Raw genomic sequence first — 12,949 nt, forward strand, 5'->3', positions numbered from 1 at the left:
TTAAGGCAGGGTCGAGTAGCCGTTTCAGTATTTCCGGGGAGAGGGCTCGCTTGGAAACCGTCGTTTTTTTTATGCGCAGGCCGTGAAAAGGGTTCATGATGGGAGTTTCCCACAATCCTTCTTTATCTACCGCATTGTTATACAAAGCCCGCAGCCCCCTGAAATAAAAATCTACAGTTTGGGGTTTTTCAGGGTGCTTGGCGCGAAGCCACTGTATATAGCGCTCAACCCACTCCTTTGTGATTTCATGCAGGAAGAACAATTCCTGTTCCTTACCCAGAAAAAGGGTCAATTTGTTGATAAAACTCTCATAATTTGCAGCTGTATAATAGTTGCCCTTCTCCCCCTTGCCGACGGCGATTTTCCTGAAAAGAGATATTACGGAACACGCATTTCCCGTTGATTTTGAATTTTTCATATATTTTTATTTAATAATGTTGATGATGAGATAATGTTTTAAGCCTTTTGCAGAGGGTAAGCAATTCTGTAGCTTTGTGTTCATATCCCTTGAATTTCTCATTGGTATTAATAATCCTGTTTTCATTAGCCTTCTGACATTATTATTGTTTTAGTTAGAACATATGCAACGATCTTCTGTCCCTAACGTACTGGCGACGCCACAGAACAAGCATTTGTATATCAGATATTCAGCCGTTTTCTTTTTCAGTCATTTTTACATTCTCTGATTACAAGTAAGTTTTAGTTGTTTGCCGGTTTTTTTTCATTATAAGTTTTAAAGAGCCTCCCTTCACTAATTCGGAATAAGGCAAGCGTAACGATTTATCTAAATTTCCATTCAAATAAGCTTCCTGTACATATATGTTTTGCTGCGGGTTATTTTCCGTTTCGATGATAAACTCACCCTTTCTAATGTTTTGGGGCAAACAGATAGTAACTCTGTCAAATAACGGACTACCTATCTGGAAAGTAGGCTCCGGCGCCGCTAAACCTTTCACATCAACTAATGCTGGTGGAATGTAAAAAAACCAGCGACTATGTGCTGTCCCGATATTGAAATTAACATATTGGGTCAGATCTTCATTTTCTATTGTAGCTTGAGCAGTACAGCCAAAAATAAATACACTATGAACGATAAATGATAATAAAAAAAATTCATCAAATAATTATCTTTATACGTAATTAAATTACTTTTCATCATATCATGGATAATTTACCGGAAAAAAACTGTCTGCAAAGATAGATCAAAATACAAACTAAAAAATATTCGTTTTTGGTTTTTAATTGTCGTCATACGTACAGGAGGGCATTATGCTTCTGCTCTACAACTGCCTGTAAAAACGATATAATATCTACTGGAAAAAAAGTGCCCAATTCAGCCGGACCAAAAGAACATACAGGCTATCTTTGTCCCGGATATATTTCCTATTCATATAAACCATTTCAAAGCAAGAAATATAAAGCGAGCATGAGAATCATACGTATATTTTGGGTACCAGATATAAGATCAGAGGATTAGAAAAACTTCCGGCAGATAGAGAAATGAGCCATGCGTCCTTAGCATATTCTATATAATGTTCTTATCCCATAGCTTTGAAATGTCTTATCTATAGGACAAAAATATATTCCTTTTGTCTTGGCTGTAAGACAAAAGGAATATATTTGTGTTTCACAGAAACTCCTTATTCCTGATTAACTCTATCTACTGTTATTGTGGAAAATAAGTTTCAGAAGTTACTATAACTTATTATCCGGTCCATTTGTGCGGAGATATTTTTCAGATGGTTCCTGTCTCCACCCGGTACTTCCGCCGTTAACCAACCCCCTGTATGCTTTATTTCGCGGATCCCTTTCATTACAACAGGCCAGTTGTTGTCCCCTTTCAGCAGGTCTACCTTAAAACCTTCCCATAATCCTTTGGAATTCATCAGTTCGCGGCTGAATTCCTTGATATGAAGCTTCACGATACGCCGGTTCAATGTGCTGATCCAATGTTCAGGCCAGCCGTAACGCAATACATTGCCGATATCGAAATACCAGCCTACAAGCGGATGGTTGATCTCATCCACATAACGTTTTGCCTCCACCGGACTTAAGAGAAAATTGTTCCATACATTTTCCAGCCCGATTTGCATACCCGTTTTTTCGGCATAGGGGATCAATTCCCTGATGGAGTCTTGCGAAGTGATGTACGCCTGCTCGTACGGCACTTTTTCATTCACTACGCCCGGTACCACTAATACGGTGTCTCCACCCAGCTCTTTCACTTCCTGCAGGGATTGAGCGACCGACCCGATACATTTTTTTCTTACCGCAGGGTCGGGGTCTGAAAGTGGCGAACTCCAATGATCTTTATTTACGACGCTGGGAAGTTCGATGCCTGATCCCGCTTTCGCTTCGAGCAACTCGGATATCCTGAACTCAGAGGGAGTATTTAACTCGATGCCGTCAAACCCCAGATCTTTCACAAGTTTGAATTTATCGGTCAAGGATAACTCTTCCTTGATCATTCCATATCCTAAAGCCTTTTTCAGCGTTACCTTACCTGAAATGCTTTTTTCACCGGCAGCCGGTTTTGCCAGTGGTTCAGCGGCGGATGCCCGCGGCGACACGACCGCAGCACCTGCGATAACTGCTGCCGATTTTATGAAATCCCGTTTGTCCTTATTGGTCATTATTTAAATCCTGTGACACCCGGAATGGCGATGGGGACATCATATCTGGTATCCCATGAGATATTCTCCGGGAACAATACCTCATTAGAGGACAAAGCCTGGTCGAGTGTAATGGTTTGCCCTGTATATCCCGCCATACGCCCCGCCAAGGCTACCAGGTTGGAGCGGGTCATCCATTCCCCGTCATTCATCGGTTTGTCTGCCCTGATGGAAGCGAACAGTTCATCATGTTCCTGCTGGTACATGCTTCGTGATTGAGACCTTTTATAGGCGTTTTCATCTGTAAATTTTGTCTCATCATCGTAGTTCCACGGATTTTTCCCTGTAATCTGATGAGCCCCCGTGCGACAATCCACCACACATTTTCCGTCTGAACCTACGAGCTCTACGGCGTATGACGGACTTGTATTGTTTTGCTGGCGGCAGCGGAAATAGGCTTTCGCCCCCCCGGGATATTCATAGACAACCGCGAAATGATCGTACACGTTCCCGAATTTCGGGTCTGTCCTCTTTTGTCTTCCTCCGCTTCCGGTAACCTGTAAGGGGACAACATCCCCCATCGCCCATTGGAGCATGTCGATACTGTGAATGGCCTGCTCATTGATATGGTCCCCCGACAGCCAGTTATAATAAAGCCAGTTGCGTAACTGATATTCGAAATCCGACCATCCTTTTTGCCGTTCTTTAAACCACAGTTCACCCGTATCATACGTCGCTTCGGCAGTAAGGATCCCGCCGATTTGATGGTTTACTATTTTACCGAAAGTCTCCCTTTTCGGTAGATGGTATCTCCAGCAAAATCCTGAAACTAAAGACAAATTCTTTTCTTTTGCTTTTTTCGCTGCAGCAATAACCCTGCGTAACCCCGGGGCATCCACGGCAAAAGGCTTCTCGCAAAAAATGTGTCTGCCCGCGTTGACGGCGGCCTCCAAATGGGCAGGCCTGAAAGCGGGAGGAGCTGCCAGTAAAACAACATCCACGTCTGAGTCTATCAGCTTTTGATAAGCGTCAAGACCCACAAATTTATTTTGACCGCTTACCTGCACTTTATTTTTCAATTTCTCTTTCAGCGAATTGTACGATGTTTCCAACTGATCGGAAAAGGCATCTGCCATAGCAAATAAAATAACATTGGGGTCTGCATTCAGCGCTTCCTCCGCCGCTCCGGTCCCGCGGCCGCCACAGCCGATCAACCCTACTTTCAGCGTGTCGCTGTTCGATGTCCAGGGCGTTTTTGAAGCCCATGCTAAATTCGGAACAATCACGGAACCGACTGTAGCGATCCCTGCCGTCTTGAGGAAATTTCTTCTCGAATAGTTCATAATATTTTTCTAAGTTGATTTAATAACCCGGATTTTGTTTTAGTTGGGGTGCTTTATTAATTTCGGTTCTCGAAATGGGTAACCAATAATTCTTATTTTCCCATTTTCTGGAATCTGCTAAAGTTATTGTATTGTAGATATACATTGATACACCATCATTAAAATGATAAATATATAATGGATTCTCTGTTACCTTGTCTCGCTTTATATTGAACACCGAAAATAACTTCATCATTCCAAACTCCTTTTTGCAGGAATACACTCTTGCAGTTATCCGCGTAAACCATCGCTTCTTTACTTGCTCTGCCCTGTACTACTTCATTTTTATCGGGTAATCCTGCGATAGCATTCTCAGAATCAGATAATATAAAATCTACTGTGACCTGTAAGGTCGCTCTTTCCTAAAGTGTCCTAAGTAATCGGGTGTTAAAGTTCCTTTCGTAAACGTTGTTTCGCCCGCTCTGTAAATATCTAGCAGCTCATCGGTTGAAGAGGACAATAAGTCTTCAGCATTCCCAATACTTCTTCCCTGTCGCCGCCCATTTCATCATACCATTGATACAGGAAAGCTTCCGCCAGATTTATGTCTTGAAAAAGAGATTCTTCGTTAAATGAATCTACCGGCTTTTGGTCCAGTGCATTTTCACAGCAAAAGAACAAAAAAAGGAGTAATAATGCAAGCGAACAGTATTTAATATTATTATAATGTTTCATATTATATAATTTTAGGAGATTTATATCAAAAATTAATCTTTAATCCTAGAGATAGTAAGCCAAAACAGCACCATAAGCATGTCCGGTTAGTCTTTGCCAGGAAACTGCACTTTCCGGTTCATCCATAAAAACAATTTTATTCTTGTTCCAACTGAAATTCCCCGATATATCCAATCCTAATTCAGGTGTTAGTTGCTTATGGAAGCCTGTGTCAATTTCAAAACCCCTGTTATCGACCGTAGCAATATTCTCCAACGGCAAAGCCTCCCTATCCACGATTGTCTGGCATAAATACTCATCCGGAGTTTGTTTTGTCGTTTTCACCTCCGGCATTAAGTGACTTTTATTGCCAGCAACGTAGCAGGTATTGATATTTTAGTAAACGGTTTTATGGTATTTACCTGATTATTCATACCTTTGCGGAATGTCTGATTTTGTTACAATGTATTAACCATTGTTTAGCAACACAAATATACTGTATATACTCAGTATTTGCCAAATAATATAATTGGCAAATAATTGAAAAGCAGCAGAGAGTATGGAATTTATAGAGAGACTAAAGTTATTTATAAAATCTAAGGGATTGGGCCAGACTAAATTTGAAGGGTTAGTTGGTTTTTCACGTGGATATATTAGTAAGGTAAAGACTTCGATCGGTGCGGATAAACTGTCTAATATCGTAGAAGTTTTCCCTGACCTTAATCTGGATTGGCTTATCACGGGAAAAGGAGAAATGATAGACCCTTCCGGTCAATCGGATCCTATCGGACAAACCATCGGGATGGTGGAAGAAGGCTCAGTGGATTATAAGAACAAATATCTTGAAGTGTTGGAGGAGAACAGATCCCTCCGGAGGGAGATAGAAAAACTCCGTAAGATAAAACATGGTTCAAACATACCATAAGTCAATTTATTTTCATACCTTTACGCCTTTAGCAATTGAGTTATATTGTATCTTTCTTCTCAATGTTTTGCTCCGCCCCTTGTTTGGCGGATCTTTCCATCGTCAAAATCGACATCAAAATCAACTTTCTTGTTTATATTATTAACTAGTGCAATTTGTCGTGACACATTTTTGCTAATAAGATGAAACCATCATGCAGAGGTTTATAGCATATCCTCTTTCTGTTATTTATTATCTGTTGTTTGGAAGTACGTTGGTTATTTTTCATGTAATTCAATGGATATGCTTCAACCTGTTTGGATATGACGCTCACAAGAAGAGTGTGGATATTTTATGTTTTTTCCTTGTGGCGAATACGTATGTTCTGGGGACAAGATATAAAATCAGAGGATTGGAGAAACTTCCGGCAGATACTCCCCTGATTATCGTCGCCAATCACCAGAGCTGGTATGATATCACGACCATTGGCTGGTATATGCGAAAAGTACATCCTAAATTTGTCAGTAAGATTGAACTGGGAAAGGGAATTCCCAGTATTTCATACAACCTGAGACATGGGGGATCGGTACTCATCGACAGAAAAGATGCGAAACAGGCCTTATCCGCAATCCGGGAAATGGCGCAATATATAGAGATACACAAACGTTCGGCAGTGATATTTCCCGAAGGAACACGAAGCAAAACGGGTAAACCAGGGACGTTTGCTGAGAACGGGCTGAAAATTCTTTGCAAATATGCGCCTTCCGCTTACGTTTTGCCCGTTACGATCAACAACTCGTGGAAAATGACCAGATGGGGTTCTTTCCCTTTAGGTATAGGGAATAAAATAGAGTTTATCATTCATGATCCTATCCCCGTAAAAGATATACCTTTCCCTGTGCTTTTTAAAAAGACAGAACAGGGAATAACTCAAGCTATCAATTGATGCGAAACAATCACAGAAGAAAATATGGTAACATTCGAATTGGAACGTGGTCAAAGAGGCATGAATGCCGCAAGGATTACTCCAGCCAATAAGGATGGCCAATAATCAATAATAATTAATTAAGAAAAAGAATGAACATTTATGTATCAAATCTAAACTTTAGCACAAGCAGCGAGAGTTTACAAGAATTATTTGCAGCGTATGGCAAGGTAACCTCCGCTAAAATTATCACAGACAGGGAAACAGGAAGATCCCGCGGCTTCGGCTTTATTGAAATGCCTGATGATTCGGAAGGGCAAAATGCTATTTCTGAATTAAATGAAGTGGATTTTGAAGGAAAGACTATCAGTGTTAACGTGGCTCGCCCTAAAACCGAAAGAAGAAGTAATGGTGGTTACAACAATCGTGGCGGAGGCGGAGGATATAATAGAAATCGTTATTAACAAAATAATTTGACATTAAAAACGGGTAAGCCTCTGTATAGGCTTACCTGTTTTATTTATAAGAACGGCATACACCGATACCGGGGATTGCCTGTATCCCGCTCCAAAAGTCAGAGTACATTTATTCCCACTCCCGCCAAAGCGTACAGTGTGGATTGCTCCAAATCCCTAGTTGAACTATTTCCACTGCTTTTTATTCACCCCACTAAGCGTCATATATGATCCAGAATGCACAAATAGACCAAAGGCTCCGGGCATTGGCAGAGAGCGATTATAAGGTTTTCAATGAAAAGCTGATCCCGACGAATTATGAAATACGGGGAATCCGCATGCCGGCATTAAAGAAACTGGCAAAGGAATTATCCACAGAGCCGGAGATCGGGGACTATCTGAAAAATGCGGAATTCACAACTTACGAACATGTTCTACTTTACGGATTAGTATTAGGCAACTTAAACAAACTTCCGTTGGAAACCGTATTAGGCTATGCAGACCCTTTGATCCTGCGATTCGATAATTGGGCGCATGTGGATACGCTTACCTCGGCTTTTAAGATATTCAAACAATATCCCGATGAGATATTTGCCCATTTTCTGCCATTGAAGAGTGACGAAGGGGAATTCACAAAGCGCTTTTTCGTAATCCTCCTGATGTGCCACTACATGGACGGGAAATATATAGATACGACATTGCAACACCTGTCGGAAATTCCCCAAGGGCAGTATTATGTGGATATGGCTATCGCCTGGGCGGTCAGCATGGGTCTTGTCAAGTTTTACGATAAAACCTTGCCCTATCTTGAACAAAAGGCCTTCTCCCGGTTCGTTCACAATAAAGCCATTCAGAAGGCCCGTGAAAGCTATCGGATATCAGCGGAAATCAAAGAGTTGTTGAACGGAATGAAGATGAAGTGATCAGCTATCAGGTATTTCCTTCAGGTATGCTGAAATCTTTGTCAGCAAATAGCGCTGCCAAACCTGATATCTGTTTGAAACGGAGTAATTCGTCTTTGTCCATCCCTATGTTTTTCATGATCCATGTATCACTCATCCCCGCTTTTTTGAGTTCTGCCACAACATTGGTCATCAGCTCAATACTATGGGTCCCCCGGGCACGGTTGTGCCTGATCGTGGAAGCCATACGGTTCGAGAGATCTTTGTCTATCACCGTTACAGGCAAACATCCCTTTTCCCGCTCATAGATGCGCTCTGAGGTTTTCATCACCAGATACCGGTGGAATCCGTCCACCAGTTCATACTTGTCCTCTTCCGGGAAGTAGTAACATACGCAGGGCATGGTGTAACCGTCTTCCCATATCGATAATTCGAGGAGTTCCATTTCAGGCGGGGCAATAACATTGGGATTGTATGCATTCGCCTGTATTTTCTCTACCGGCACAGCCTTTACTGTATAAACCGGACTGGTGTATTTTTGTTTGTCATTCATGTATTAACCTATACCTTGATAAAAATCCATTACTTTATTACGAAGTTCAATCTCTTTCTTAGTCATGGCAAATCCCATGTATTTACACAGGTGGTCGTTCCTGAGAATACATATACACATTCGTTTGAAGGTGGGAAGATATTTAAATCCGGGAATTTCGATATCATCCTGGTACTTCATCCTGACCGGACGTTTGGTAGTCTTATAATTGGTATGATCCAACACCTCCATATCGATCCCGATATCCTGTAATTGCTTTATCGTTTTATCCGGCAGGCAACCGCCCCGTTTACGCCAGAAATTAATACTCACCGAGAGTTTTTGCAAATAATTCTGCCGTGTCTCTTCCGGCAGGGTAGACAAAAGGAAATGCATATAACTTTCCCATGTATGTCCGTCCGGCAGAGTAACTTTTTTCTGTGCAACGACGCTTGTATGTCCATAGAGGGAGGTGAAATTGATACCGTTCACCCGGCAGATCATTTTACCCCACATATCGGGATCGATAGCCCGGTAAAGATGCAGGCTTTCCTGCGCCGCCAGAAGGAAAGGGCTGGCTACACGTTGTTTATCCAACGGAACGCCTGCCTGATAATACAGGTCGTACAACCGATTGTAATCCCACCCGAAACGGCCGTTTGCCGTCCATATGTCCGTCGTCAGCCAGTCATGTATCACATAGGCATTGTAAATATTTTTCGACAATTGTTTTGTCCACTTCAGGTTATGATATAGGTGGTGTTTCCTCTTGCCATATATCGTTCTCCACCGATGGGTACTTTCCTGGGTGCGTATCCCGACCAGGCAACAGGTTTTCTTAGCATTCTTCTGTAAATGATACCATTGGGCAAACAGGATATAAAATTCGGAATCCCATATTCCCGGATGATAAAACGGAAAATCCGTTTTCCGATAGCTGTCCGCAGGCATATCCCTTACCCAGAACTCCCTGCAATCCTCATCCCAGGGACGCCAATATGTCTGGTGCATAGAGGTACAGGTGGTCACTTTGAAAGGTACGCATACATGATATATTTCCAGGATATCGGTATTTGCCTTCAAAACTCTGTCGACATATGCCACCGTTTCACTGTATTGTATTTCATAGTCCATGTAAAACACACCGATCTTCCTTTTCAGATTGTTATCCCTTATATATTGTATACAAAGGTTCAACATCACACCGCTGTCCTTACCGCCGGAAAAAGAGACATAGATATTATCGAATTCATTGAATATTATCTTTATTCTCAGCATGGCCAGTTCATATACGTTCTTCTTCATCCCTGAATACTTTCGATTTGATCAGACTATTTGAGTCGCTTGCTCCTCGATTGTTCATTCTGCGTTCGGCAAAACCAAAGCAAGCTTTGTTTCTGTTCTCACTTAACGAAATAGTTCAATTACATTAGACTATTTCTACGCTCGGCATAGATAAAACAAGTTTTACCTCTGCTCTCGCTTAACGAAATAGTTCATTTTTGCATACCTTTTCCAATAAAGCACAACCGCAAATCCATTCTTTTCGAATTCGGGAATATGGCGTAACTGTGTAACCGATTCAATCTCAAAGTCAGATGAAAGTGACTTGATAATTTCTTTCAGCAGTGCAGAGAAAACGGCGCTGTCATCGTCCGCCACATAATAGTTATTTATTTTGGCCTTATCCTCTTCTAATTTGACGGGCATAAAACCAAGGGTACTGCCCTTATCCGTAGCCACAAACCATGTATAGCCGGAAGATGTCTTATAAGGATAGTTCAGGTTGTAATTGAGGACTCCCTCGTTCATTACAAGGTGTGCCACTAATGGATAAAGCTGCCCGTCTTCCCCTTTTAATTGAATGATATCCATATGAATGAACAAAATAATTGCAATATGAAAATTTACTGAATACCGGCTCTTGCCGCCTCCCACCCGATGATGGCAGCTTTACGGACAAGCCCCCAATGGTAGCCTCCCAATTCGCCTGACGAACGGATCACCCGATGGCACGGTATCAGGAAGGAAACGGGATTGTCCCCGACAGCAGAGCCGACGGCGCGTGAAGCTTTGGGATTATTGATCCGTGCGGCAATATCCCCATAGGTGGTTAATTGCCCCATCGGTATTTTCAATAAAGTTTCCCATACTTTCAACTGAAAATCGGTGCCTTTTAAATGGCATTTTATTTCGTCGGACACGCTCCAATCCTGCGAAAAAAAGGACAATGCTTTTTGTTGTATCGCATCCGGCTTCCGCTGACAGGCGGCTTTGGGGAATATCATCCGGAGAGCATCGAAGGCTTCCCTCTCATCCTCTGAAAATGCCATGTAGCAGAGGCCTTTGGATGTTGCCGCCACGATGATATTCCCGAAAGGGGTTCCGGCAAAGCTATAGTTGATCGAGAGTTTTTCCCCTCCGTTCTTGTATTCGCCCGGGGTCATCCCCTCTATATTGATAAAAAGGTCGTACAGGCGTCCGGTTCCCGACAATCCGGCTTCATGCGCCGTATCGAACAAAGAAGCCCTACCCTCTTTCAGCATCTTCTTGGCGTATTCTATCGTGGTGTATTGCAGGAACTTCTTCGGGCTTACCCCCGCCCAGTTCGTAAACAGCCGCTGAAAATGCGCCGGACTGAGCCCTACCTTTTCCGCTATTTCTTCCAGCCCGGGTTGCTTTTTAAAATCCTGCCGGATGTAGGTGATGGCTTCGGCAATACGGGCAAAATCAAGTCTTTCCTGAGTGTTCATTTGTCTGTCGATTGTTTTTTATACAAAAATGGGGATAAGGAGATATAAAAGAAACCCGATTCATGCTTATTTTAGGAAAGGGAAGCAGGATATGTTTATTTCAAAACATATTTTGCAGCGCCGCCTTGTCCTTGATGATAATATCGCCCCGCTTCACTTCAATGATCCCTTCGGAGGCCATCTCCATCATTACCTTCACAAGCGCAGGGCGGGAAACGCTGAAAAGGCGGGCAATGCCTTCTTTGGAGGCTTTCAGCCGGAACGACTGCTCGCCGGCCGACTCCTTCAGCAGGTAATAGGCGAGCTTGGCGCGAATAGTCCGCAGGGAGACAAGCCGCAACTTCTCGGAAAGGAAGGATACTTTATTGGAGATGTAGGACAGAAAAGCCAGCATGAACGATTCATATTTCCTCATCAGGAAGTAGACATTCTCTTTCGGAATGACTACTGCTTTACAGGGCATTTTACATATAGCCGAAACGGGAGACCGGTTGTTCGTGGCAAACAGGAAACCGGTGGCCAGCGGATTGGGGGCCTTAATATGTTCCACTTTCATAAAATCTCCCTTCTCATCGGCCATCTCCGTAACGATCTCCCCCCTGATCAGAATATAGAGCGACTCATAGCGAGCCCCCTGGGTAACGATCACATCGCCCTTCTCATAGGTCTTCACGGAAAAGCGCACGTCCCGCAGAAAATCTTCACGCTGATCATCCGGAACGGAACTGCACAGGGGGCATTGAAAGATCATTCCTGCATGATAGTTTTCAACATGATGTCTTTCCATACTATATCATATTACTCTTTTTCCCTGTCATACCGGATAGGTGGGGCTCCCGGCGGACAGAATAACCGGACTCCCCGGGCAGGTAAGTATCCGATAATGAAATTGAACGTTTTCGTTAAGCTAAAGGAGCAAAGACCAAACCTGTTTGGGCTATGCCATAGCGAGAAAACGACTAATGAAATTGAATCCCGAATATAGTTTATTTTTCGCAATTGTCATAATTATTACACTTTTTTCAGTATTTTATTTCTTACTTTGTCTGTGAATATCTTTAAAATAAGTGCGACCATGGGCAAACTTCGAAACTTCTGGAATGAAATACGGCCGCGCGGGGGATGGAGATATCCGGCCTTCATTATCAGTGGCGCTTTCGTAGGCCTGTTCATCTATACCTTCTTCGCGTCACGGGCATACAGCTATCTTTCCAATGACCCCGCCACCTGCGTGAACTGCCACATCATGGGTCCCTATTACGCCACCTGGATACACAGTTCCCACGGGCGAAACGCTACCTGCAACGATTGTCACGTTCCGCAGGACAATAAACTGAAAGGATATTATTTCAAGGCGGTCGACGGATTGCGTCATTCGGCCGTTTTCACAATACGCGGCGAGGATCAGGCTATCCAGGCCATCGAGGCGAGTTCCCAGGTGATCATGGATAATTGTATCCGCTGCCACACACAACTCAACACTGAGTTTGTAAAAACGGGACGCATGGGTTTCAAGGATATGAAGGAGATGGGCGGAAGTACCTGCTGGGACTGCCACAGGAACGTTCCGCACACACGCAGCAGATCACTCTCATCCACACCCAACGCCCGGGTGCCGATGCCGGAAAGCAATGTACCGGAATGGCTGCAAAATATGGTGAAGAGGAATGAATGATTTGTTGATTGATTTATGGATTTGACGATTTGATAACGTAATGATCCGGCAATTGACTGGATCGGAAGATTAAGATATGACGATCAGAGATTGAATGATCAACAAATTCTATTTAAACAGGTAATTGGTAATCAGTCATTGAAAAATAATAACTA

17 protein-coding genes are annotated in these 12,949 nt (G+C 42.9%); 5 read left to right on the plus strand and 12 right to left on the minus strand.

From position 1 onward, the window contains the following. The 7 genes from Q0502_RS05995 to Q0502_RS06015 all read right to left on the minus strand — a co-directional run. Window positions 1-418, minus strand: a 418-nt coding sequence (locus Q0502_RS05995) for a phage integrase SAM-like domain-containing protein (protein WP_298648419.1), incomplete at its 3' end; no start/stop codon positions are given. 268 nt (window positions 419-686) lie between these two features. Further along, window positions 687-956 carry a glycoside hydrolase domain-containing protein gene (locus Q0502_RS18975; protein ID WP_366521769.1) on the minus strand — a complete coding sequence of 90 codons (270 nt, stop codon included), beginning with the start codon at window positions 954-956 and terminating at the stop codon, window positions 687-689. Window positions 957-1,685: 729 nt separating this feature from the next. Beyond that, window positions 1,686-2,633 (minus strand): sugar phosphate isomerase/epimerase family protein, encoded by a 948-nt coding sequence (locus Q0502_RS06000; protein WP_298648422.1) that lies wholly within the window; start codon window positions 2,631-2,633, stop codon window positions 1,686-1,688. Next, window positions 2,633-3,955 (minus strand): Gfo/Idh/MocA family oxidoreductase, encoded by a 1,323-nt coding sequence (locus tag Q0502_RS06005; protein WP_298648425.1) that lies wholly within the window; start codon window positions 3,953-3,955, stop codon window positions 2,633-2,635. The genes Q0502_RS06000 and Q0502_RS06005 overlap by 1 nt, the downstream gene beginning before the upstream one ends. Window positions 3,956-3,974: 19 nt before the next feature. Continuing rightward, on the minus strand, window positions 3,975-4,190 hold the full coding sequence (locus tag Q0502_RS18980) for a RagB/SusD family nutrient uptake outer membrane protein (RefSeq protein ID WP_366521770.1): 216 nt from the start codon (window positions 4,188-4,190) through the stop codon (window positions 3,975-3,977). A gap of 236 nt (window positions 4,191-4,426) precedes the next feature. After that, window positions 4,427-4,669: a hypothetical protein gene (locus Q0502_RS06010; RefSeq protein WP_298648427.1), complete on the minus strand. Its 243-nt coding sequence runs from the start codon at window positions 4,667-4,669 to the stop codon at window positions 4,427-4,429. A 45-nt stretch (window positions 4,670-4,714) separates the two neighbouring features. Beyond that, window positions 4,715-5,002, minus strand: a complete 288-nt coding sequence (locus Q0502_RS06015) for a hypothetical protein (RefSeq protein ID WP_298648430.1) — start codon at window positions 5,000-5,002, stop codon at window positions 4,715-4,717. 250 nt (window positions 5,003-5,252) lie between these two features. Here Q0502_RS06015 and Q0502_RS06020 point away from each other — a divergent pair, with 250 nt between their 5' ends. The 4 genes from Q0502_RS06020 (at window position 5,253) to Q0502_RS06035 (ending at window position 7,855) form a co-directional block, all read left to right on the plus strand. Next, window positions 5,253-5,573: a hypothetical protein gene (locus Q0502_RS06020; RefSeq protein ID WP_298648432.1), complete on the plus strand. Its 321-nt coding sequence runs from the start codon at window positions 5,253-5,255 to the stop codon at window positions 5,571-5,573. Window positions 5,574-5,766: 193 nt separating this feature from the next. Beyond that, the gene (locus tag Q0502_RS06025; protein WP_298648435.1) at window positions 5,767-6,498 is read left to right on the plus strand and encodes a lysophospholipid acyltransferase family protein; all 732 of its coding nucleotides are present in this window, start codon (window positions 5,767-5,769) and stop codon (window positions 6,496-6,498) included. 131 nt (window positions 6,499-6,629) lie between these two features. Next, window positions 6,630-6,941 (plus strand): RNA-binding protein, encoded by a 312-nt coding sequence (locus Q0502_RS06030; protein ID WP_298648438.1) that lies wholly within the window; start codon window positions 6,630-6,632, stop codon window positions 6,939-6,941. Window positions 6,942-7,159: 218 nt separating this feature from the next. Continuing rightward, window positions 7,160-7,855, plus strand: a complete 696-nt coding sequence (locus tag Q0502_RS06035) for a DNA alkylation repair protein (RefSeq protein WP_298648441.1) — start codon at window positions 7,160-7,162, stop codon at window positions 7,853-7,855. 7 nt (window positions 7,856-7,862) lie between these two features. Here Q0502_RS06035 and Q0502_RS06040 read toward each other — a convergent pair whose 3' ends face one another. The 5 genes from Q0502_RS06040 to Q0502_RS06060 all read right to left on the minus strand — a co-directional run bounded on the left by Q0502_RS06040 (window position 7,863) and on the right by Q0502_RS06060 (window position 11,906). Next, window positions 7,863-8,387 carry a ParB/RepB/Spo0J family partition protein gene (locus tag Q0502_RS06040; RefSeq protein ID WP_298648444.1) on the minus strand — a complete coding sequence of 175 codons (525 nt, stop codon included), beginning with the start codon at window positions 8,385-8,387 and terminating at the stop codon, window positions 7,863-7,865. 3 nt (window positions 8,388-8,390) lie between these two features. Further along, window positions 8,391-9,671 (minus strand): DUF3440 domain-containing protein, encoded by a 1,281-nt coding sequence (locus Q0502_RS06045; protein WP_298648447.1) that lies wholly within the window; start codon window positions 9,669-9,671, stop codon window positions 8,391-8,393. Window positions 9,672-9,833: 162 nt separating this feature from the next. Continuing rightward, window positions 9,834-10,241 carry a hypothetical protein gene (locus tag Q0502_RS06050; protein ID WP_298648450.1) on the minus strand — a complete coding sequence of 136 codons (408 nt, stop codon included), beginning with the start codon at window positions 10,239-10,241 and terminating at the stop codon, window positions 9,834-9,836. A 32-nt stretch (window positions 10,242-10,273) separates the two neighbouring features. Next, window positions 10,274-11,119: a methylated-DNA--[protein]-cysteine S-methyltransferase gene (locus tag Q0502_RS06055; RefSeq protein ID WP_298648453.1), complete on the minus strand. Its 846-nt coding sequence runs from the start codon at window positions 11,117-11,119 to the stop codon at window positions 10,274-10,276. A 100-nt stretch (window positions 11,120-11,219) separates the two neighbouring features. Further along, window positions 11,220-11,906 (minus strand): Crp/Fnr family transcriptional regulator, encoded by a 687-nt coding sequence (locus Q0502_RS06060; RefSeq protein WP_298648457.1) that lies wholly within the window; start codon window positions 11,904-11,906, stop codon window positions 11,220-11,222. A 288-nt stretch (window positions 11,907-12,194) separates the two neighbouring features. Here Q0502_RS06060 and nrfH point away from each other — a divergent pair, with 288 nt between their 5' ends. Next, window positions 12,195-12,794 carry a cytochrome c nitrite reductase small subunit gene (nrfH, locus tag Q0502_RS06065; protein WP_298648460.1) on the plus strand — a complete coding sequence of 200 codons (600 nt, stop codon included), beginning with the start codon at window positions 12,195-12,197 and terminating at the stop codon, window positions 12,792-12,794. The last annotated feature ends 155 nt before the right edge of the window (window positions 12,795-12,949 follow it).

The sequence above is a fragment of the uncultured Proteiniphilum sp. genome (genome assembly GCF_937873925.1).
Lineage (GTDB): Bacteria > Bacteroidota > Bacteroidia > Bacteroidales > Dysgonomonadaceae > Proteiniphilum.

What these genes read in the sequence shown, in the direction of transcription:
- Q0502_RS06000 (WP_298648422.1), bottom strand. Translation starts at nt 2,633, where the DNA reads ATGACCAATAAGGACAAACGGGATTTCATAAAATCGGCAGCAGTTATC.
- Q0502_RS06050 (WP_298648450.1), bottom strand. Translation starts at nt 10,241, where the DNA reads ATGGATATCATTCAATTAAAAGGGGAAGACGGGCAGCTTTATCCATTA.
- Q0502_RS06025 (WP_298648435.1), top strand. Translation starts at nt 5,767, where the DNA reads ATGCAGAGGTTTATAGCATATCCTCTTTCTGTTATTTATTATCTGTTG.
- Q0502_RS06060 (WP_298648457.1), bottom strand. Translation starts at nt 11,906, where the DNA reads ATGGAAAGACATCATGTTGAAAACTATCATGCAGGAATGATCTTTCAA.
- Q0502_RS06040 (WP_298648444.1), bottom strand. Translation starts at nt 8,387, where the DNA reads ATGAATGACAAACAAAAATACACCAGTCCGGTTTATACAGTAAAGGCT.
- Q0502_RS06005 (WP_298648425.1), bottom strand. Translation starts at nt 3,955, where the DNA reads ATGAACTATTCGAGAAGAAATTTCCTCAAGACGGCAGGGATCGCTACA.
- Q0502_RS06015 (WP_298648430.1), bottom strand. Translation starts at nt 5,002, where the DNA reads ATGCCGGAGGTGAAAACGACAAAACAAACTCCGGATGAGTATTTATGC.
- Q0502_RS18980 (WP_366521770.1), bottom strand. Translation starts at nt 4,190, where the DNA reads ATGATGAAGTTATTTTCGGTGTTCAATATAAAGCGAGACAAGGTAACA.
- Q0502_RS06010 (WP_298648427.1), bottom strand. Translation starts at nt 4,669, where the DNA reads ATGAAACATTATAATAATATTAAATACTGTTCGCTTGCATTATTACTC.
- Q0502_RS06035 (WP_298648441.1), top strand. Translation starts at nt 7,160, where the DNA reads ATGATCCAGAATGCACAAATAGACCAAAGGCTCCGGGCATTGGCAGAG.
- Q0502_RS06055 (WP_298648453.1), bottom strand. Translation starts at nt 11,119, where the DNA reads ATGAACACTCAGGAAAGACTTGATTTTGCCCGTATTGCCGAAGCCATC.
- Q0502_RS06030 (WP_298648438.1), top strand. Translation starts at nt 6,630, where the DNA reads ATGAACATTTATGTATCAAATCTAAACTTTAGCACAAGCAGCGAGAGT.
- nrfH (WP_298648460.1), top strand. Translation starts at nt 12,195, where the DNA reads ATGGGCAAACTTCGAAACTTCTGGAATGAAATACGGCCGCGCGGGGGA.
- Q0502_RS06045 (WP_298648447.1), bottom strand. Translation starts at nt 9,671, where the DNA reads ATGAAGAAGAACGTATATGAACTGGCCATGCTGAGAATAAAGATAATA.